The organism is Robinsoniella sp. RHS (assembly GCF_001029355.1).
GTDB classification, from domain to species: domain Bacteria; phylum Bacillota; class Clostridia; order Lachnospirales; family Lachnospiraceae; genus Robinsoniella; species Robinsoniella peoriensis.
Genome location: NZ_JNGB01000004.1, coordinates 122,845 through 143,716 on the forward strand (window position 1 = coordinate 122,845; position 20,872 = coordinate 143,716).

A 20,872-nucleotide genomic window follows, 5' to 3' on the forward strand; every position below is an offset into this window, starting at 1 on the left:
CTTTTGTAAATGAAAAGACACCGGTAAATATGCCAAAGAGGGATGGATGTGCGATGGTGAAAGAAATAAGAAAACGAAGCAGACAAAATAAACAATACAGACAAAACAATAGAAAAAAGTGGTATGGTATGATTCTGCTGGCCGTCATGTTAGGATGTACGGTAACTGCCTGTCAGAAAACGCCTGACCAGGCACCGGTTGTTAATAAATCAGAAGGACTTCCCAAAGGATGCATAATTGACAAGGTGAAAGATGGAGAATTAAAACAGATTGATGCACCGGAACACTGGAAGGAAACCATGGAGCGCATGGATGGACGTGTGACAGTAGAGGCGGATGTGGACATACCCAGGCTCTCGGTAAGTAATACTCCGGTATTAGAATTAAAAAAAGCGAACTTTGATAATGAGCAGTTGAAGAAATTGACCGATTATTTCTTCAAAGGGAGGAAGTTTTATCAAAAGCCGCAAATGACAAAAGAAGAGTTATCACATCAGATTACTAATATAGAAAATAAATCAGGGATATACGGAGAGGGCACTTTTCTTATGCTCAGCAAAATGGAATGGAAGCCGCGATTGGAAGAATTAATGGAAAAAGCACCGGATAAAAAGCAGGAAAAAATATATAGGAAGCCGGAGTTTTCAAAACCGGTACAGTCAGAAATGGAATATATGTGGTGGGGTACTGAAGATGAGATGGTACGTACTGAGAATAACTGTTTTTGGGCAGTAGTGGAAACAGGAGAAAAAGTGGATCCTATAATAAAAGCTTTCAGCCTCAATGAAAAAGCAGGAACTGCAGGTTACTTTTCATACTCTACGGGGGATGTTTATGATGAAGAATTCCTGAATTCTGATAAGGAAGATTGTATATGGGATAGGAAAAACAGATATCCCCAGGGGAGCAAACATCTGGATGACAAAGAGGATTTTATACAGAGATGTGAATCAGCAATGGAAAATCCGGCAATAGCAATAGATGAAGCTGTTAAAACAGGAAATAAAATATTGAAGGATCTGGGAATTACCGGTCTTTCATTGGAACAATGCAAGAAGGCCGTTTGGTTTCCGAATCCCCCTATATGGGGGCATGGCTATGAAGATTATGCTTCAGATTTGGGAGAGAACAAAGCAGCCTATACGTTACTGTATAGTTGGAATCTGGATGGAATTTCGGAATATAGACCTATTAGAGGTACTTTGCATAATGATATGCCTGAACTAACCTATAATCCTCCTTTTCAACCGGAAAAAATCGAAATAACGGTTACGGAAGACGGAGTCGTGGGATTTTCCTGGATCAATATGGCGGAGTTGTATCAGGTGGTTGCAGAAAATACGAAACTTCTGCCTTTTGATAAAATCAAGGACAGGCTGGCAGAACATCTGCAGTATATCGGTCTGCCGCCAGATGGTGCAGGTGGGGCAGATAAAGATCAGACAGTTGTCACTTTCAAGGTAAAAAGTGCAGAATTAAAAGCGGCTTATTCCACGGCTTTTAATGCTCCGGATCATGCCTGGTTGATTCCGGTCTGGGTATTTGTAGTCCAGTCTTCTTACGAGGGCAGTGAGATGTATACGATGCCGGAAACGGTATTTCTTAATGGGATTGACGGAGGTTTTGTAAATCCTTCATAAAGTTACGGCAACAGGCAGGAGAAGTCTGAAAGTTCCTTTTAAACCACTTATTAAGGCAGTATCGCAGGCGGGCCTGCTATATGCAGGAGGTATAAAGATGAGAAAAGTATTTTTCACAGACTGGAAAAGGGCAGTGTTATCTATGGGATTCCTAACCGGCATTATAGGACTTGTCATCGCAGGCATCTGCGGTGGATTGCCAGCAGTGACATATATGAAGGAAAACAGGGTTTATGATTCTCAGGGCAGCTGGATTTATTTAGCAGAAGCGGTGATTCATTCAGAATTGTTTTTGATGGCGATTCCGCTGGTTAGTTCACTTGCTTATGGGGCTGCATTTTCGGATGAACTGAAGTACCGATTTGCATTAGCAGGCCTTGTACGTACCGGATGGAGACGATATCTTAGTTCAAAAGTAATTGTGACAGCTTTATCCGGCGGCTTGATGGTATTGTTTGGGGTGCTGCTGCTCTTAGCAGGTATAACACTGGTAGTTTTTATAGATCCGAAGCAGGGGATTTTCATGAAAACAGAAATTTTTCCCCACCTTACAGAAGTGGCAGGGTGGATAGTCCTCACCTGTTTTAGCGGCAGCCTCTGGGCATTGCTGGGTGGATTTTTTGCGGCTGTAATGAAAAACAAATATATGGCATATACCACACCTTTTATTTTGTATTATGTGTTGAATGCATTTCAAGAACGATATTATTCTTCTCTGTATATACTGAATCCCCGTGAGTGGGCAGCACCAAGGATGATACAGATTTGGGAAGCCGGACTGATGGTTTCTGTGGTAGGTTTTGCAGCAGCAGCGGCTTTTGTGATTACCATGGAAAGGAGGCTGAAGGATGCGTGACATAAAACAGTCTTTTCAGATTGCGTTCTATAATTTCCGTCTATGGAAGAAGAATCCCAGAGTCATTATGACTTTTGCCCTGGCATTTGTACTTTGTCTGATGTTATCGGACAAAGCAGTGTCCCTGGCGAGAAGTTACGGTACAAATATGCAGATATTGGAGGCTTTTGTATGGACATTCGGAGATGGGAATTCCATTATGATATCCTCTTTGCTATTGATTTTACTGTTTGCAGACATGCCTTTTATCAGCCAGGGAACCCCTTATTATCTTTATCGGACGAAGCGGTCCCTGTGGGTATGGGGGCAGGTAATCTATGTAGTGCTTGCTACAGTGCTTTATACTTCTTTCTTACTGGCGGTCAGCTGTATCATCTGCGCTCCTCTGTCTTTTCCGGGGAATATGTGGAGCGAGACAGGGGCTCTTCTTGGTTATTCCGGCGTTGGGGTAAAGATCGCACTGCCGGCATCTGTTAAGACCATGGAAATGTCTTATCCATACCAGTGTGCAGCGGTTATATTTTTACTGACTACCTTGTATTCTCTGGTGATTGCCTCTGTTATGCTGCTTTTTAATCTCTGTAAAAGCCAGTTTATGGGAGTAATCAGTGTTTTTGTTTTGAATCTGTACGGACTGCTGTTGAGTCCTCAGATTTTTATGACACTGTTTCAATTACCCCAGACGATGGAATATAAAGCAAATTTAGCGGTTGGATGGCTCTCTCCTCTTAATCATGCCACCTATTATATGCATAATTTTGGATATGATTATCTTCCCCGGATATGGATGAGTACAGGCATGTTTGGGGGAATTTTAATAATAATTTTACTGCTTATCTGCAAAATGGCGCATAGATATGAATTTCATTTCCTGCAGCTAAATGAGTAGTGAAGAACTTATTTGCGGCAATAGTGAAGGCGGGTTTGGAATACGGCAGAGGGATAGAGATGGTGAATAAGATGGAGAATATTGCAATCAGTTTAAGAAATGTGTGCAGGGATTTTGGTGAGGAAAAAGTATTAAAGAATATTACGCATGATTTTGAATGTGGAATGGTGCACGGTATTGTAGGGATGAATGGATCCGGAAAAACGGTGCTGTTAAAATGTATCTGCGGATTTTTATTTCCAACTAAAGGACGGATTTATGTAGAGGGAAAACTTGTAGGAAGGGATATCGATTTCCCGGAATCTTTAGGAATGATTATCGAAAGTCCGGGATTTCTTCCGAATCTTTCCGGGTTTAAGAACTTAAAATTACTGGCATCGTTAAGAGGGGAAATTGATGATGAAACAATCCGGAGTGCAATCCGGCGCGTAGGGCTGGATGCAGAGTCAAAGAAGCATGTGGGAAAATATTCTATGGGAATGCGGGAACGGCTGGGGATTGCCCAGGCGATCATGGAAGACCCAGATATCTTAATCTTAGATGAGCCCTTTAACGGTTTGGACAAGCGGGGAGTGCAGGAAGTGTACGATCTGATGTTGGAATTAAATGACCAGGGAAAGACGATTTTCCTGGTCAGCCATAATGCCGCCGATATTGAGATGCTGTGTGATACGGTATGCGAGATGGATGCGGGGGAATTGAAAGTTTTAGTATCCTGAGTGATTATAAATGAGGGAAAGGGCTGCCGCCCCGGCTGAATATGAGCCGGGGCGGTTCTCGTACTGTGCAAAACCCTTACTTTGAGGATTTTCCGGAAAAAACTTATACCCGCATTCTTTTAGTTCTTTTCTAAGAATTGTCACATCCATATTGACATTGACGGTATAGCTGGTTGGTGCCATCTTCGTGTAGTAGTAAAAAGCCTGTGTCATAGGCCATGTCGGTATATCTATTGGTTGAAAATTACTCATTATTTTTCTTTCCTAAGTACAGCCTGTTTTTCTTTACCGAATCTAAGCATATCTATAAATTAGAATAAAAGCAATAAACGCTCCGTAGAGTTTACGGACGTCTGCAAACTTTATTTAATTTTTTTCATCTATAAAAATATAAACAAAAATTCAAATAATAAATTATATATAATAAACAAAAAAATATTAAATAAACCATTTCTATTGACAAAAATGCCAGAGAAGAGTAATATTCTACTCATCACCTGTAATACAACTGACATATAACAACATACAAAATAGTGAAGGAGGAAATGGAATGGTTTATGACAATAAGTTGATTGAAGAGCTTCAGACGAAAGCAAAGCAAATTAGAAAAGATGTGGTCGTTAGCATCGGTGTAGGGGTTGCCGGTCATATCGGAGGATCTAATTCTTCTGCTGACATCGTAACTGCTTTATATTTTTACAAGATGAAACATGATCCCGTGAATCCGAAAATGGAGGACAGAGACCGGTTTTTATTAAGTAAGGGACATGTGGCAATCCTGCAGTATGCAGCTTTATCAGAAGCCGGTTATTTCCCGGTGGCAGATTTGAAGACCACCAAAGAAATCGGTTCTTACCTGCAGGGGCATCCGGATGTATTGAAAACACCTGGGATTGAAGCCGGGACCGGTTCTCTGGGACAGGGGCTGTCAATTGGTCTTGGAATGGCACTGGGGATGAAACTGGACGGGATCGGCCGGAAAGTATATGTGCTCTGCGGAGACGGTGAAATGGCAGAAGGCCAGATATGGGAAGCGGCTATGGCTGCAAGTGCATATAAGGCAGATAATCTCGTAGCTATTCTGGATAGAAACGGGCTGCAGGCAAACGGTAAAATTGTGGATCGGATGAATTCGAATCCCATAATTGAGAAATGGGAAGGTTTTGGGTGGAATGTCATTGAAATAGATGGACACAACATGCAGGAAATCTTAAGTGCGCTGGATGAAGCAGATACGGTTAAAGGAAAACCGACCATGATTGTTGCAAATACTGTAAAAGGCAAGGGCGTAAGCTTCGCAGAAAATGTAGTGGGATTTCATAATGGAATGCTGACAGAAGAAAATTATAAACAGGCTATTGCAGAATTATCTTAAAGGAGGCTAAGAGAATGAGTTATACAAATCAGAGAATCGCTTACGGCAGAACACTGGTGGATTTAGGAAAAGAAAACAAAAATATTGTAGTGCTGGATGCTGATCTTGGAGGTTCTACAATGGGTAAGCTGTTCGAAGAAGCGTATCCCGAGAGGCATTTTGAAATGGGTATTGCAGAGGCGAACATGACATCGGTTGCGGCAGGGCTTGCACAAACCGGAAAAATCCCATTTACAAATTCTTTTGCCGTATTTTCTGGCGGAAGGGCATTTGATCAGATCCGCCAGACGATCGCAATTGGAAAATTAAATGTTAAAATATGTGGTTCTTCTTCGGGAATGTCTGATTTTGGTGATGGGGCGACCCACCAGTGTGTGGAAGATATGGCAATCTTCCGGGCTGTCCCCAACATGACGGTAATTTGTCCGGCAGATGCCAATGAAACCGTGGAAGCAGTAAAGGCAATTACAGAATACAATGGTCCCTGTTATATCCGGTTGAATCGAAATGATTATGAAAATGTAACGCCGGAAGGCAAAAAATTTGAGATCGGGATGCCGTCAGTTTTAAAAGAAGGAAAAGATATCGTTGTATTTGCTGCCGGAATTATGGTGGGGCTTGCATTAAAAGCAGCAGAAGAATTGGAAGGAAAAGTGTCTGTAAAGGTAGTCAATGTCAGCACTATAAAACCATTGAATCAGGAGGCTGTTATCCAGCTTGTAAAAGATGCAAAAGCAGTCGTGACAGCAGAAGAACATAATGTAGCCGGAGGGATGGGATCTGCTATTGCAGAGGCAATCTGCAAAGAATGCAAACCCATTGAGTTTGTAGGAATTCATGACACATTCGGCTGCAGCGCACATAACTATGCGGATGTGCTGCACTACCACGGACTGACGAAAGAGCGTATTGTGGAAGCTATCGAAAAGATGGATAACTTTAACTGATTAGAATAATCACAAATCAAAAACATTTTAGAAAATGGAGGTAATGAAAATGAAAGTAGGCTTTATCGGACTGGGAATCATGGGGAAACCAATGGTTAGAAACCTGCTAAAAGCGGGATATGAGGTTGTGGCATTTGACGTAATGGAGGCAAATGTTGAGGAAGCGGCAGCGGATGGGGCAGTTCCCGCACAATCTTCCAAAGCAGTTGCACAACAGTGTAAAACCATTATTACCATGCTGCCTAATTCACCACATGTAAAAGCGGCTGTTATGGGAGAAAACGGAGTTCTGGAAGGTGCACAGGAAGGAAGCATATTAATTGACATGAGTTCGATAGCACCGCTTGCATCCCAGGAGATTTCCAGGGCATGTGCCGGAAAGGGAGTAAAAATGATTGATGCACCGGTATCCGGCGGCGAGCCAAAAGCAATTGACGGAACCATGTCAATTATGGTTGGCGGAGATAAAAAGGTCTTCGACCAGGTGTATGATCTGCTAATGGTGATGGGGGGCAGTGCGGTACACTGTGGTGACATCGGTGCAGGAAATACAACGAAATTAGCCAATCAGGTTATTGTGGCATTGAATATTGCTGCTGTATCGGAAGCATTTATGTTATCCACAAAAGCAGGAGTGGATCCGGTGAGGGTATTTGACGCAATTAAAGGCGGGCTGGCAGGCTCCACAGTTATGAATGCTAAGATACCAATGATTACAGCAGGCAACTTTAATCCGGGATTTAAAATTGATTTACATATTAAGGATCTGAATAATGCTTTGGAAACAGGCCATGGAGTCGGCGCACCGCTTCCGATGACCGCATTGGCCATGGAAATGCTGCAGACGCTACGTGCTGACGGATGCGGGCAGCAAGATCACAGCGCAATTGCAAAGTATTATGAAAAAATTACAGGTGTAGAAATCCGCGGATAATCTGAATCTGTTCGGACCGGGGTGTGTCAGAAAGTAAATTTCAAACAAGCTCGAATTCCGGCAGATATCATCTACTAGGGGGGTCTTTATGGACGTTGGTACTTTATTAATTATTAATCTGGTCATTTCGATTGCAATTATTTTGTTTTTAATTATGGTTTTGAAAATCAACCCAAGTATTGCAATGATTATTGCCTGCTTATATATGGGGATTGCATCAAAATTGGGTGTCATGGGTACAATTACGCAGATTTCAGACGGCTTCGGCAGCATGATGTCCAGTATGGGACTGCCTATCGGATTTGGTGTTATTTTAGGCCAGTTGCTGTCAGACAGCGGCGGGGCGAGCGTAATTGCAGAAACGCTTGTCAGAAAATTCCCTGCTAAAAAAGCTTTATATGCCATTGCATTTACGGGCTTTGTATTATCCATACCGGTTTATTTTGATGTTACCTTTGTGATTCTGATTCCAATCGGAATTGCTATTACAAGGCAGATCAACAAACCGATGGCATATACAACGGGGGCACTTACGATTGGTGCAACCACTGCCCATTGTATCGTTCCGCCAACCCCGAATCCATTGGCAGCACCGGATATCTTCGGGTTTGACCTGGGCATCATGCTGATCTTCGGATTGATTTTCGGTATTATTACGGTAACGGTTAGTGTATTTTTATATACCAAAATTCATGACAGGCATTTCTGGAATGAGGAAAAGGATGTAAATCATTCTTCAAATGTTGTGAAAGAATTAGAAGAACAGGGTAAAGTGATCAAGGAGAACAGACCAAGCTTTTTCATCTCGCTGCTGCCAATTGTAGTTCCTATTATCTGCATTTTATGCGGAACCGTGGGAACGGCAATATTTGGAGAAGAGAACCAGCCTATAATCAGCCAGTTCCTGGGCAATAAATTAACGGCTCTTCTATTAGGCGCACTGGCATCTTATTTATTAGGTTATAAATATATTGGTAAGAAAAATATTGAAAACTCTGCCGGAGAAGCATTAAAGGCTGCCGGAGTAGTTCTTCTGATTACCGGAGCCGGCGGTTCTTTCGGTGCAGTGATCAAAGCAACCGATATTGGTACAATTTTGGTTGACAAGCTGGGACTGGATACCAGTTCTGCCATTGTGGTATTGTTCCTGGCATTCTTCATCGGATTTATCTTCCGTGTAGCTCAGGGTTCCGGTACGGTAGCAGGACTAACCTCTATGACGATTATGGCAACCCTGGCACCAACGGTGGGCATACATCCGGTTTATATTGCCATGGCATGTCTGGCAGGCGGAAATAGTGTGGGGCATGTAAATGACAGTGGATTCTGGGTGGCAACAAATTTGTCGGGATTAACGGTGACCGGCGGTTTGAAAACTTATACACTGGGTTCTTTTATATCAGCAATCTGTATCTTTATATTAGCAATTATCGGGGCATTGGTATTCCCGGTATTCTAGAGTGTGTTTGAAAGGAGGAAGAACGTAATGAAAGCATTAAAATATATGGGACCAGGCAAACTAGAAATACAGGAAGAGCAGATGCCGGTTCCCCGGGAACAGGAAGTGCTTCTGAGAGTCAGGGCATGTGGTATCTGCGGAAGTGATGTGCACGGATATCTGGGTTTGACGGGAAGAAGGATTGCACCAATGACGATGGGGCATGAGTTCGCGGCTGAGGTAGTGAAACCGGGGGCAGGTGCCACAAAGTTTAAAGAGGGTGACAGAGTAATCGTTCAGCCGATTCACTTCTGCGGTACCTGTGAAAACTGTAAAAGAGGACTGACAAATATGTGCCTGAATAAAAGATTCTTTGGCGTACTGACGGTAAACGGGGCGATGGCTGAATATGCAGCAGTACCCGAAAAACTTCTGTATAAGTTACCGGATAATACGGATTATGAAATCGGTGCTTTGGCAGAGCCTTATGCGGTTGCATACGGAGCGGTGAAGAAGGCAGGAAATTTAGAAGGCCAGAATGTGCTGATTATTGGAGCCGGTGCCATTGGGCTTTGCATTTTGCAGATTGTAAAATTACAGAATCCGGGCAGGATCATAGTTTCGGATTTAAGTGATACAAGACTTGCTGCTGCAAGAGCCTTTGGAGCGGATGAGGTAATTAATCCTAAGGATGAAGATTATATGGAAGCTGTTTCCAGATATACGGATGGGAGGATGATTGATACTTCCATTGAGGCAGTGGGCGTTCAGGCTGCAGCCAACCAGTCCATTAAGTGCCTGAAAATCGGCGGACAGGCAATCTGGGTGGGAATGTCCCAAAAGGAAATGGAAATTAATATGCAGGATATCGTATGCTCTGCCCGCAGAGTGATTGGCTCCTTTAACTATACCCATGAAGAATTTGGAGAAGTAGTGGATTTAATTGGAAGCGGCAGATTGAATGCAGCAAAGCTGATAACGAAAACAATTTCTCTGGAGGAAGTAAAAGATGCTATGGATGATTTGCATACGAACCCGGATGATTATATAAAAGTCATGATTGATCCCAGTATAAAAAGAGGTAAAAGAAAATGAGATTTGGTTGTTGTCTAAATATGATAGCGGAGGGTGCAGACGGAACGGGCATCGAATTCCTGGAACAACTAGTATCTTGCGGATATGATTATGCAGAATTACCCCTTGCGCAGATGATGGATTTGAGTGAGGATGAATTCGGGAAATTAAGGCATTGTGTAGACACCTCCGGTGTAAATTGTGAGGTTTGCAATAATTTTTTCCCAACCGGTTACCGGCTTACAGGTCCGGATGCAGATATGGAAGCCAATCTGAATTATGCTGCAGAGGCATTAGAGCGGGCACACCGGTTAGGTGTGAAGTATGTAGTGTTCGGCAGCGGGCCTGCAAAAAATGTACCGGACGGATTCCCCCTGGAACAGGGATACCAACAGGTAGTTTCTTTATTGCAGCAGGTAAATGACATTGCACATAACTTCGATATTACAATCGTGATTGAACCCCTTCGCAGACAGGAGTGTAACCTAATCAATACTTTTGAAGAAGGATGCCGGCTGGCAAGGGCTGTGGATAGAGAGTGTGTTAAGGTACTGGTTGATTTTTATCATTTGACGGAAGAAAAAGAACCGGTTGAACACCTGTTGAAAGAAGGAAAAGAGTATTTGCGACACGTTCATTTTGCAAGACCGGATGGGCGTGTATACCCGGAGTCCATAGAGGAAGAAACTTATCAGCCCTTTATAGATGCCCTGAAAGCTATATCATATGACGGGCGCGTCAGCTGTGAAGCATATACCCATGATTATGGGGTAAGTGCTCCAAAAGCACTTGCGTTTTTTAAGAAATATTTCAGATGATGAATCTAGTGTCGCCCGGCGAATCTTCTTTTACGCAAAAAGCCGAAACATACTGCGCTGCATCCAATAAAGAACAGCCTGCCACAGCCCATGCCAGTTTCCCACACCCATCTTTCTGTACACTACCAATCATTTACAAAGCGTCTTAATCAGCTAAACCCAAATTCAAGAAACTGTTCGTTGTAGTACTAGAGCGTGGTTTGCAGCAGTGGCGGCAATGCGGCAGTGGGGAAATTGGAAAAATAGAGTGCCCCTACAGATCAGGCGGAAAAGATTATATTTATATGGATATTCATAAGAAAAAGCCTTACAAAAACAGTTGCAATCATGCTAAAAAGAAGGTATGATGATTGTATCTGTATGACAACGTACAGGCAGAAAGATGGAGGCACGTATGAGTATAAAACCAATCAAGCGCGTGAATGTCGGGGAGCAGGTATTTGATCAATTAAAACAGATGATTATAGATGGAGAATGGAAGCAGGGGGATAAGCTTCCTTCGGAGAATGCTTTGGCGGATATGCTGGGTGTCAGCAGGATCACTGTCCGCCAGGCACTGCAGAAGTTAGGGACGCTGGGACTGATTGAAACCCGCCTGGGCGAAGGGTCTTTTGTGAAAGTGATTGATATCAGTGAGAATATGCAGGCATTAGTTCCGGCAGTGTATTTAAGCGGGCAGGAAACAGAACAGGTATTTGAATTCCGCCAGATCATCGATGTGGAGTCGGTAAGGCTTGCAGTCCGCAGAGGTACCCAGGAGGATATTGAAGAATTAAAGAAAATTCATAAGAAAATGCTCCAGAAAAAGGATGAGTCCGATTCCTTAGGATTTGCGGTAATGGATACCGAGTTTCATTTTAAAATCAGCCAGATGACAAGAAATCCTCTGATTATAAAGACAAATGAAATATTAAGGGAAGTCATCAATTCTTACGTGACGACCATTATCGAGAAAATGGGCTGGGATCTTGCTCTGAAATATCATGGAAAAATAATTGACGCAATCATAGCAAAAGATGAAAAGGGTGCTGTGGAGGTAATGAGGGAACATCTTGAGAATAATGTGAAATATATTGAAGAGATAAAGTGTGAAAGTTCCATTCGAACTACTTATTAATGCATATCTCAGGCGGAACCTGCGATATGCAGGAGGTATAAAAGGAAGGCAGGTAAGCTGCGTCTGCAGGTGGAGGGATGATTGTATGAAAGTGGTAGTTGCTATTGATTCTTTGAAAGGAAGCCTGAGTTCCATGGAAGCAGGCGGTGGCATACGCGCAGGAATAAAACGGGTTTATCCGGATGCAGAGGTCATTGTAAAACCACTGGCTGATGGTGGTGAGGGCACCGTTGAAGCTTTCGTGGAAGGATGCGGAGGGACCTATATCAGCCGTTATGTCTGCGGTCCGATGAGAGAACCGGTAAATGCCGCATATGGATTCATACCGGATAAAAAACAGGCGGTCATAGAAATCGCAGCGGCAGCCGGAATTACTCTTGTAAAAGCAGGAGATAAAAAACCGTTATCAGCAACGACTTTTGGTGTGGGAGAATTGATCCTGGATGCAATAAACAGAGGTTGCCGCAATTTTATGATAGGAATTGGCGGAAGTGCTACTAATGACGCCGGCATCGGGATGCTCACTGCGTTAGGGTACCGGTTTCTGGACAAAGAAGGAAATCCTGTGGGGATCTCCGCAGACAGCTTAAAGCTGGTCGCATCCATCAAAACGGATGCCGTAAATCCCGTGATCAGTGAGTGTACTTTCCGGATAGCGTGTGATGTTAATAATCCACTGTGTGGTACAAACGGAGCAACCTGGATCTATGGTCCCCAAAAGGGTGTAACGGATGAGATGAAAGAGGCGTTGGACAGGGATCTGCAGCATTTTGCAGATGTCACTGCCCACACTTTTGGACATGATTATTCCGGATATCAGGGTGCAGGTGCGGCAGGCGGGCTTGGATTTGCATTTTTAAGCTTTCTTAACGGAACGCTTTCGCCCGGAATTGATCTGGTGATGAAAGCGGTTGATCTGGAAGAAGAGATAGCTGACGCAGATTTTGTGATTACAGGAGAAGGACGGCTTGATTTACAGACTGCCATGGGAAAAGCACCGGTGGGCGTAGCAGGTCTTGCCAAAAAACATGGAATTAAAGTGATCGCCTTTGCCGGCAGTGTCTCCAAAGATGCAGTGAAATGCAATGAAAAAGGGATAGATGCATACTTTCCCATCTTACAGGAGATAACAACATTAGAGCAGGCAATGGACAGCCGGGTGGCGCTTACCAATATTACAAATGCGGCGGAGCAGGTATTCCGGTTGATAAAAAGCCTTGATTAAATCAAGGAGAGCTGTCAGCAATGCAATTCCTTTTCGGGAAAATAGCAATATCTTGTCATAGTGACAAGATATTGCTATTTTTTTGCAGCTATGACAAGATAATAGATAAAACAGCAAAATCGTTCCTTATGCAGCAATATGCTGAGGTTACGCTGCTCACGGAATTTACAGTGTCTTTAGAAGAAATTCTAACCTTAAACGATACAAAGGAATTAACGCTTTATTTGGAAATGCAGCTGATTACCATGCAGGAGGGAATCCTGAAATTTAACCGGACCAATAATCACTATATTGTGGAACAGGCGATGATGTATATCTCAGAAAATTACAGCCATAACATTACACTGGATGATATGGCGGCATATCTACGCATCTCTCCATTTTATCTGAGCCGGGTGTTCAAAAAAAACACCGGGAAAAACTTTACGGATGTACTTGCAGAAAGGAGGATTGAAGCGGCAAAGCGTCTGCTTCGTCAGAAAAAAAGCATCAAAGAAGTCACTTATGAGACCGGATTTAACAGCCAGAACTATTTTTCCAAAATATTTAAAAAATATGTAGGGTGCAGTCCCCGGGAGTATCGTGGGGATAACAATCCCCGGTAATCTTTATAGGGATTCTTTGTACTGAACAGGGGTCATCCCTTTCACGGATTTAAACATCTTATGAAAATATGCATTATCGTAGATCCCTGTCTTATCACTGATGGATTCGCAGCTCAAATCCGTATTCTGCAGCAGATAACAGGCATATTCAATGCGCTTCATGTTGATATACTTAACAGGAGTCACACCAACATTTTTCTGAAACAGTTTCGTAAGATAAGTATGACTGATATGAAGATTGTCTGCTATGTCACGAATCTGAATCTGACCGGTAAAATTTTCATCGATGTAAGTTAGTGCTTTTACAATAAGCGCAGGGGTATTTTTTGTGGGAATACCGGTCATTAAATCCAACAAATACATGATAAAAGTGTAAATTTTAGAAGATAATTCATATTTATTTATAGTAACCGGGGGACTTAAATATTCTAAAATATCAAGAAGCTGCTGACCGGCTTTTTCAGTGGATACATTTTTGAAAACATATTGATTATTGGATAGCAGATAACTGAATAATTCTTTACAGTTACTGCCCGACAGTTCAATCCACAGCAGTCCCAGGGAAGAATGGCTGTAGTTGCTGTAGTCATGGGCCTCTCCGGGGAAAATAATAAATGCATCTCCTTTTTTCAGGAGATGTTCTTTTTTTGAGATATGAAAAATTCCGCATCCGTCGAAAACAAAATGAACCGTATAATAAGGGTAATTATTGTCACGGATAATTTTAAAATCTTCATCAAAATAACTGCATCCGGCACGGATTACGTGAAATAAAAAGTTATCGTTTGCTGGTGGCGTAGCTAAACGGTAGTTGAAATGCAGTACGTTTTTTATTCTTTCATCAATTGTCATATGATAACCTCTAAATTGTCAATAGTAAAATGCAAAACCCACATATGGAAACATCGAATATGAGTATATCTCCATTATAAATCATGGTATAAAATTGTCAATTGAAGTTTATATTTAGTTTTAAAATATACAATAAAATGTACTGTTTTCTTCATTGCTGTAAGAGGGGGTAAATTGTACAATAAGGCTATCATAAGGTACTGAAGGAGGATAATTATGACATCCAGAGAAAGAGTCAGGGCGGCAATTGCCCACCAGAAGCCGGACCGGACACCGGCGGCATTTGAAGCTGTAGATTCCGTAGTGGAAAAATTAATGGTGCACTATCAATTTACGGATTACAGCCAGTTATTAGATAAGTTTAAAATCGATGTAGTACCGGTTTCGCCAAAATACATCGGACCAAAATGCAAGGAGTATGTAAACGAAAAAGGGCAGAAAGTCACCACCAGCTATTGGGGATACGAAACTACCATCCATAAAACAGCTATTGATGAGTACGGTATGACATCCTATTTTCCGTTAAATGATGTTACAACCATAGAACAAGTGGATGCGTATCCATTCCCTGATCCGGATTGGTTTGATTATAGCGTTATCAAAGAAGAATGCGATAAATATCCGGATAAGGCTATTATTGTAGGACATGAAGGACCTTTCCAGATAGTAACATTTCTGATTGATATGGATCGTTTTTTTGTAATGATGATTGAAGAACCGGAAGTGGCACAGCGTATATTAGACCGCATGGTAGCTTTTGAACTGGAATATTATGAAAGAATTTTTAAGGCTGGAGAGGGCAGAATTGACATTTTAAGGCCCCACGATGATTATGGTACCCAGATCTCCCTCTTATTCAGTGTGGACATGTGGAGAGATTTCTTCAAAGAAAATACGAAAAAGCTCACCGCACTGGCACATAAATACAACGCGTTTTACCAACAGCATTCCTGCGGCGCCGTGCGCCCTATTATACCGGAACTGATTGAGTGCAATGTGGATGTACTGGAGCCGATCCAAAAAGTTGCGGGTTTGGAACCGGAGAGCCTCCAGGAAGAGTTTGCCGGAAAAATCACATTTCACGGCGGAATCGACACGCAGGGAATACTCCCTTATGGGACACCTCAGGAAGTTGCAGAAGAGACAAGGCGTTTTATTAAAACATTGAATCGGGATGGCGGTTACATATTAATGGCAAGCCAGGCTTTTGAAGGAGATGTGCCGATTGAGAATATTGAGGCGCTGTATGAGGTAGAACGGCAGATACCCCGTTAAGCCTGCAAGCTGTAAGGACGAAACGGAATTAGCGGTGAGGCCGGCCGCCAGTTTGGCCGGGGCTTGCCGTTGTCCGTCAAAACAACCCCTCTCCTAAATATTTGTCATGTGGCACTATTAAGCACTTTTCGATAGATTTCCAATAACTATCGTAAAGGTTTTTCTGTGCAGTTCCATAACTTTCTTTAGTATCAAATTCCCAATAAAGCATGTACTTAACGCTTTTTACAATGCGCGTAATTTTGGGAGGGGGAAGCCCCTCTTTAATTTGTTTTAAGTCTATATGATACTCCCTTTTGACAAATCGAAGTAAAAGCAGTCCTACTTGCTTTTCTAAAAAACTCTTAACCTCAAGCATGAGTGCTTCAAACTCGTCCACCTTTTGCGGCTTGACCTGATAAATACATATTTCGGTAAATGGCATATTAAATTCCTCCTTCACAGTTCAATTTTATATTTTTAAAACTATATTTTGTTATGACTGATATAATTATCATTATTCCACAAATAAATAATACAGGTAAGTAGAAATTACCGCTAAAGGTTTCCAGTATATTTCCGCATATAATTTGTCCAATTGGTGTACTGCATTGTGCCCCGGCAATCATGATTGACATGACTCTGCCCAACATTTCATTTGGTGTTTGCTTTTGAACCTTACTAACTACAAAGATAGAAAGTATTTGTATCATAGCGGATAGCGGAACTGCCCCTAACATAAAAATTGAAAATGCAGGTAAATATCCAAATTTCAAGACGGATGGTAAAATTGATACTGCTATAGGAAGGAACATTACGCTCATAATCAACACCCAGCGATACACTCTATTAAAATACAATTTTCTCGCAAAAATACCAACCGTCAATGCACCAACGACTGTTGCAAAATTGATCAGACCCATGCCTAGACCATACATTGTTTCTGTACTTCCCATAACCAGACGAAGAATTGTGGGAGTTGCAATTACTAAAAGTGGTGTCACTATAAGATTTAGTGCCATTGCAAATAGGACGGATTTATAGATATAAGGTTCTTTTACTACATATATAAAGCCACTTTTTAAGTCAGATATAGTCGTATGTATGATATGTCCTTTTTCCCTGGTTTTGCTAAAGGGAATATCAATAAAAATTTCCATAATTGCAGATAGTATAAATAATATACTACATACTAATATGAGAATATTAAAATCTATAGCGCTATATAAAAGACTACCTATAATTGGAGCAGAAACCATTGCCAATGATTGAACAGCCATTACAATCCCATTGCTGCTTTCAATCTTTTTTTCTTCAACCAGTAACGGTACACTGGCTGAAACAGTTGGATTGTACATTGCGCTGATTGCGGAAAGCAGTATCATTATGATACCAATTACTACAATAGAAGTATTTCCAGTTAAAAGTAAAAGAAATAAACAAAATACAATCGTACCACTACAAAAATCATAGATTACCATTAAATTTTTACGATTAAACCGATCCGCTATGGCCCCACCAAACGGACCTAATAAGAGTGGGATATTAGAAATAGCAAATAAAGTCGCAAACACATCCGCACGACCTGTTTTATCTAAAACAAACAACGATAATGCGAATCGTAATAGTGAAGAACCTAGTATTGATATGATCTGCCCGAAGACCATTAGTTTAAAGTTTTTTAACGGTGGAATATTTCTTTTTTCTACAGAATTGCATTGTATATTATCATTAATTGTATTATTCACATTCTCCTCCTTTATATCATAATTCCTGTTTGAATAGTTCTTTGGCTTTATTTATTCCATCACTATCAATAATTGGTATCTCCATTTTCTTTAAAAGAAAAAATAAAAAGTCTAATCTGCTGCATACTTCAGAATAACTACGAGTGAATAATGTTGGGTTGAGTAAAACGTCGACAGCAAAAATAAGAATTTCAGCCAATTCTTGCGGATATTCGCATTCATATTCATGGTTTTCAACGCCTTGCTCTATTATTTTACAAAAATATGGAGCAGCCACATTGTTAAGGTATTGTACTTCTTCTAATAGAGCAAACGGTATTTTTTCACTCCAATAGCAATCTACCATTTGTTTATGTGTATAATCCTCCGCGCTATGAGTAATAAGTTTCATCAATTTTTCTTTTGATGTAAGAGTAGTATCTGCAACAAGATTTTCTAAGAAACTATTCATATGTGAATAAAATCCTTCTGTTACACTTCTTAAGATATCTTCCTTACTCTTAAAGTGATGATACATTGCGCCTCTGGACAGACCAGATAGATCTATAATATCTTGTGTAGAAGTCGCATCATATCCTTTTGCTGAAAACAAAGAAAATGCTGATTGAATTATTTTTTCTTTACTATTTTTACTTTTTTCTTCTCTATTCATATTAATCCCCCAATAAACAGACTGTCTGTTTGTTTTATTATAGGGTTTCATTTTTGATTTGTCAAGGTAATAAATAATAAATAGCAAAAAGGGGCTTGCTGCATAAGCACGGACATTACCAACGGACATTATCAATACACAAATGATTCACAATTTAGAAACATTTCTCAAACAAATCACAAACAAAATTCATTTATAATCAATCCTATCATACAACAAATATACTTTATTTTAAAACGGGGTATCACCAATGAAGAAAATGAGAGAAACAGAACTGCTGCAAAAAGTAAAAAGAATCTGTAATCCAAGACGTTCTCTGCAGATTACCGGAGCATCCTGTATTGGAAATATTCTTGTGGGGGCCGGGAAGCTGATTATGGGAATACTCTCATTTTCTGTATTTACCTGTGTCAGTGCATTTTATACTTTTGGTATGGTTCTGGCTAAGCTTTTTGCGTTATCCGGGATCTCAAAAGGGAAAAGCCGGGAACTACAGTGCCGCTATTATATGCTTTCCGGAGAAGTTCTCATTATAGCCAGTGCGTTATATATTGCTTACTCTGCAAGGCTTTTCTTCTATCCAGAGGTCAGTTCGTACCATCCCTATGTGGGAATTACCATTGCAGCTTTTACATTTACGGAGTTAACGCTGAATATCCGGGGAGTTATCTTAGAACGCCATAATCATACTCTTTTAATCCATGCAATTAAAATGATTAATCTGGCATCTTCTCTGATCTGCCTGGTTCTGACCCAGACGGCACTGCTGTCATTTACCCATGAGCGTGAAATCGGCTACGATCCATCCCTGTCCAATGGATTAATGGGTGTGTTGATGGGAAGTGCAGCCACCCTGCTGGGAGTGATCATGGTGATCCGGGTAAACCGGATAAAAAAAGAATGCAGCAAATAGATTATATGTTAAAATAATGAGAAGTTCTTTGAGTGCGTTGGATTCTGAAAGAAAAAAGGAGGTACGGAATGATTCGTATATTAGTAGTGGAAGATGATGAGCGGTTAAATAAAATTGTCTGTACATATTTAAATGACAGCGGGTTTCAGGCTAAGGGCTGTATGTGTGCGGCGGAGGCATATGATGAGATGTATCAATCAATCTGCAGTATGATTATTTCTGATATTATGATGCCGGAAATCGATGGTTTTGAGTTTGCCCGGACGGTGCGTCAGGTGAATAGCTCTATTCCCATCCTGTTTATGTCGGCTAAAGATGATCTGCCATCCAAACAGAAAGGGTTCCGGCTGGGGATTGATGATTATATGGTGAAACCCATTGAACTTGATGAACTGCTGCTTCGGGTCAGGGCTTTGCTGCGCCGTGCCAATATTGAAACGGAAAGAAAGCTTGCAGCAGGTAATCTGGTGATGGATTCGGATGCTATGACTGCGATTGTCAATGATGTGGAAATCCCAATTACCACAAGAGAGTTCCATATCCTGTATAAGCTGCTTTCTTATCCAAAAAAAACTTTTACCCGTGCACAGCTGATGGATGAATTTTGGGGTGTTGACTGTGATACCAGCCTTCGGGCTGTGGATGTCTATGTGACAAAACTAAGAGATAAATTTTCGGGATGTGATGGATTTCAAATTGTGACTGTACGCGGAATCGGATATAAGGCGGTGTTATTATGAGCGAAAAAGAATATGCCGATCCCCGCGTAAAAGTCAAGCATTTCCCTATCCGCATATTTGTGGTTACGTTTTTTGTACTGGCTTTCCTGACTACCACGCAGAATAAAATTTTAGGAGCATACATTGATGTTGCATCCATTCCCAAAGGATATATTTTTGGAATGACTGCGTACTGGCTTCTGGTTTCGGCAGCATTTACTATACTTATACGCTGGCAGATAGTCCGGCATTATGATAAACCTTTAAAGCAGTTTGTAAAAGCGACGAAGGATGTTGCCAACGGTGATTTTTCAGTTTATGTAAGACCCATTCACACAGCAGATAAGGCGGACTATCTGGATGTCATGATTGCAGATTTTAACAAAATGGTGGCGGAGCTTGGAAGTATTGAAACGTTAAAAACAGATTTTCTCTCAAACGTGTCCCATGAGATCAAAACTCCTTTGGCTGTGATCCAAAATTATGCCGAACTTTTGGGGAAATCAAATCTGTCAAAGGAGAAAGTTCAGGAATATGCAGATAACATATTACAGTCTTCCAGACGGCTGTCCCAACTGATTACAGATATTTTAAAGCTGAGCAAACTGGAAAAGCAGACGATTCACCCGGCAGCAAGTGAGTATGACTTATGCAGTCAGCTTTGTGAATGTGTGCTTCATTTCGAAACACTGTGGGATCAAAAAGAAATTGAGTTTTCAGCAGAGATGGAAGATGAGGCGATTATTCTTGCAGATGAAAATCTTATGGAACTGGTGTGGAACAATCTGATATCCAACGCCATTAAGTTTACGAAACCCGGTGGTACCGTAACTTTAAAGCAGAGTTCCACGGAAAAAGAAATCATTGTTCAGATATCGGACAATGGTTGCGGCATGAGTGAAGAAACATTAAATCACATTTTTGATAAATTCTATCAGGGGGATACCTCCCACGCAACGGAAGGGAACGGACTGGGATTGGCAATAGCGTTACGTGTATTGCAGTTAATGGAGTATACAATTTTGGCAGAAAGTGTAATGGGTCAGGGCACCACCTTTACGGTGCGGATCCCGATTACGGAGGCAGGTGAGTAGAGA

General features: G+C 41.3%; 23 protein-coding genes. 17 read left to right on the forward strand and 6 right to left on the reverse strand.

The features are described 5' to 3' along the window. Positions 1-53 precede the first annotated feature (53 nt). The 4 genes from RHS_RS03530 (at position 54) to RHS_RS03545 (ending at position 4,104) form a co-directional block, all read left to right on the forward strand. Positions 54-1,640, forward strand: a complete 1,587-nt coding sequence (locus RHS_RS03530; protein ID WP_047832325.1) for a DUF6034 family protein — start codon at positions 54-56, stop codon at positions 1,638-1,640. 97 nt (positions 1,641-1,737) lie between these two features. Continuing rightward, a complete protein-coding gene (locus RHS_RS30015) occupies positions 1,738-2,496 on the forward strand; it encodes a hypothetical protein (protein ID WP_395021150.1) in 759 nt (252 codons plus the stop codon). Next, positions 2,489-3,385 carry a hypothetical protein gene (locus RHS_RS03540; protein WP_047832326.1) on the forward strand — a complete coding sequence of 299 codons (897 nt, stop codon included), beginning with the start codon at positions 2,489-2,491 and terminating at the stop codon, positions 3,383-3,385. Before RHS_RS30015 ends, RHS_RS03540 begins: the two co-directional genes overlap by 8 nt. Before the next feature lie 71 nt (positions 3,386-3,456). Next, positions 3,457-4,104 (forward strand): ABC transporter ATP-binding protein, encoded by a 648-nt coding sequence (locus RHS_RS03545; RefSeq protein WP_047832437.1) that lies wholly within the window; start codon positions 3,457-3,459, stop codon positions 4,102-4,104. Here the strand turns inward: RHS_RS03545 and RHS_RS03550 are convergent. Further along, entirely contained in the window at positions 4,093-4,356 is a 264-nt protein-coding gene (locus RHS_RS03550; RefSeq protein WP_047832327.1) for a CatA-like O-acetyltransferase, read from the reverse strand. The genes RHS_RS03545 and RHS_RS03550 overlap by 12 nt on opposite strands. A gap of 298 nt (positions 4,357-4,654) precedes the next feature. Here RHS_RS03550 and RHS_RS03555 point away from each other — a divergent pair, with 298 nt between their 5' ends. From RHS_RS03555 to RHS_RS03580, 6 genes are all read left to right on the forward strand, one after another. After that, the gene (locus tag RHS_RS03555; protein WP_027292294.1) at positions 4,655-5,479 is read left to right on the forward strand and encodes a transketolase; all 825 of its coding nucleotides are present in this window, start codon (positions 4,655-4,657) and stop codon (positions 5,477-5,479) included. Between the two features lie 14 nt (positions 5,480-5,493). Next, positions 5,494-6,426, forward strand: a complete 933-nt coding sequence (locus RHS_RS03560) for a transketolase family protein (RefSeq protein ID WP_047832328.1) — start codon at positions 5,494-5,496, stop codon at positions 6,424-6,426. Between the two features lie 49 nt (positions 6,427-6,475). Further along, a complete protein-coding gene (garR, locus tag RHS_RS03565; protein ID WP_044297532.1) occupies positions 6,476-7,360 on the forward strand; it encodes a 2-hydroxy-3-oxopropionate reductase in 885 nt (294 codons plus the stop codon). A gap of 88 nt (positions 7,361-7,448) precedes the next feature. Next, positions 7,449-8,819, forward strand: a complete 1,371-nt coding sequence (locus tag RHS_RS03570) for a GntP family permease (RefSeq protein ID WP_044297531.1) — start codon at positions 7,449-7,451, stop codon at positions 8,817-8,819. 27 nt (positions 8,820-8,846) lie between these two features. Continuing rightward, positions 8,847-9,893 carry an alcohol dehydrogenase catalytic domain-containing protein gene (locus tag RHS_RS03575; RefSeq protein ID WP_047832329.1) on the forward strand — a complete coding sequence of 349 codons (1,047 nt, stop codon included), beginning with the start codon at positions 8,847-8,849 and terminating at the stop codon, positions 9,891-9,893. Beyond that, positions 9,890-10,690: a TIM barrel protein gene (locus tag RHS_RS03580; RefSeq protein ID WP_047832330.1), complete on the forward strand. Its 801-nt coding sequence runs from the start codon at positions 9,890-9,892 to the stop codon at positions 10,688-10,690. The genes RHS_RS03575 and RHS_RS03580 overlap by 4 nt, the downstream gene beginning before the upstream one ends. On the opposite strand, the gene RHS_RS30020 is transcribed toward RHS_RS03580, so the two are convergent. Then, entirely contained in the window at positions 10,683-10,823 is a 141-nt protein-coding gene (locus RHS_RS30020) for a hypothetical protein (protein ID WP_395021155.1), read from the reverse strand. The genes RHS_RS03580 and RHS_RS30020 overlap by 8 nt on opposite strands. Before the next feature lie 261 nt (positions 10,824-11,084). Between RHS_RS30020 and RHS_RS03585 the strand changes: the two genes are divergently transcribed. The 3 genes from RHS_RS03585 to RHS_RS03595 all read left to right on the forward strand — a co-directional run bounded on the left by RHS_RS03585 (position 11,085) and on the right by RHS_RS03595 (position 13,637). Next, positions 11,085-11,807, forward strand: a complete 723-nt coding sequence (locus RHS_RS03585) for a FadR/GntR family transcriptional regulator (RefSeq protein ID WP_044297527.1) — start codon at positions 11,085-11,087, stop codon at positions 11,805-11,807. An 85-nt stretch (positions 11,808-11,892) separates the two neighbouring features. After that, entirely contained in the window at positions 11,893-13,032 is a 1,140-nt protein-coding gene (locus RHS_RS03590) for a glycerate kinase (protein WP_047832331.1), read from the forward strand. A gap of 128 nt (positions 13,033-13,160) precedes the next feature. Then, positions 13,161-13,637 carry a helix-turn-helix transcriptional regulator gene (locus RHS_RS03595; RefSeq protein WP_395021158.1) on the forward strand — a complete coding sequence of 159 codons (477 nt, stop codon included), beginning with the start codon at positions 13,161-13,163 and terminating at the stop codon, positions 13,635-13,637. Positions 13,638-13,640: 3 nt separating this feature from the next. Here RHS_RS03595 and RHS_RS03600 read toward each other — a convergent pair whose 3' ends face one another. Further along, positions 13,641-14,489 carry an AraC family transcriptional regulator gene (locus RHS_RS03600; protein WP_047832333.1) on the reverse strand — a complete coding sequence of 283 codons (849 nt, stop codon included), beginning with the start codon at positions 14,487-14,489 and terminating at the stop codon, positions 13,641-13,643. A gap of 216 nt (positions 14,490-14,705) precedes the next feature. Here RHS_RS03600 and RHS_RS03605 point away from each other — a divergent pair, with 216 nt between their 5' ends. After that, a complete protein-coding gene (locus tag RHS_RS03605; RefSeq protein ID WP_047832334.1) occupies positions 14,706-15,764 on the forward strand; it encodes a uroporphyrinogen decarboxylase family protein in 1,059 nt (352 codons plus the stop codon). A gap of 76 nt (positions 15,765-15,840) precedes the next feature. Here RHS_RS03605 and RHS_RS03610 read toward each other — a convergent pair whose 3' ends face one another. Genes RHS_RS03610 through RHS_RS03620 form a run of 3 tightly spaced genes read right to left on the reverse strand, consistent with a single transcriptional unit; the run spans position 15,841 to position 18,143 of the window. Next, on the reverse strand, positions 15,841-16,188 hold the full coding sequence (locus tag RHS_RS03610) for a hypothetical protein (protein WP_027292284.1): 348 nt from the start codon (positions 16,186-16,188) through the stop codon (positions 15,841-15,843). 1 nt (position 16,189) lies between these two features. Further along, positions 16,190-17,491: an MFS transporter gene (locus RHS_RS03615; protein WP_395021161.1), complete on the reverse strand. Its 1,302-nt coding sequence runs from the start codon at positions 17,489-17,491 to the stop codon at positions 16,190-16,192. A gap of 16 nt (positions 17,492-17,507) precedes the next feature. Continuing rightward, positions 17,508-18,143, reverse strand: coding sequence for a TetR/AcrR family transcriptional regulator (locus RHS_RS03620; protein ID WP_027292282.1), 636 nt, complete (start codon positions 18,141-18,143; stop codon positions 17,508-17,510). A gap of 250 nt (positions 18,144-18,393) precedes the next feature. Here RHS_RS03620 and RHS_RS03625 point away from each other — a divergent pair, with 250 nt between their 5' ends. From RHS_RS03625 to RHS_RS03635, 3 genes are all read left to right on the forward strand, one after another. Continuing rightward, a complete protein-coding gene (locus RHS_RS03625; RefSeq protein ID WP_044297521.1) occupies positions 18,394-19,056 on the forward strand; it encodes a hypothetical protein in 663 nt (220 codons plus the stop codon). Between the two features lie 68 nt (positions 19,057-19,124). Further along, a complete protein-coding gene (locus RHS_RS03630) occupies positions 19,125-19,796 on the forward strand; it encodes a response regulator transcription factor (RefSeq protein ID WP_027292280.1) in 672 nt (223 codons plus the stop codon). After that, positions 19,793-20,869, forward strand: a complete 1,077-nt coding sequence (locus RHS_RS03635; protein ID WP_044297520.1) for a HAMP domain-containing sensor histidine kinase — start codon at positions 19,793-19,795, stop codon at positions 20,867-20,869. Before RHS_RS03630 ends, RHS_RS03635 begins: the two co-directional genes overlap by 4 nt. Positions 20,870-20,872: the final 3 nt, after the last annotated feature.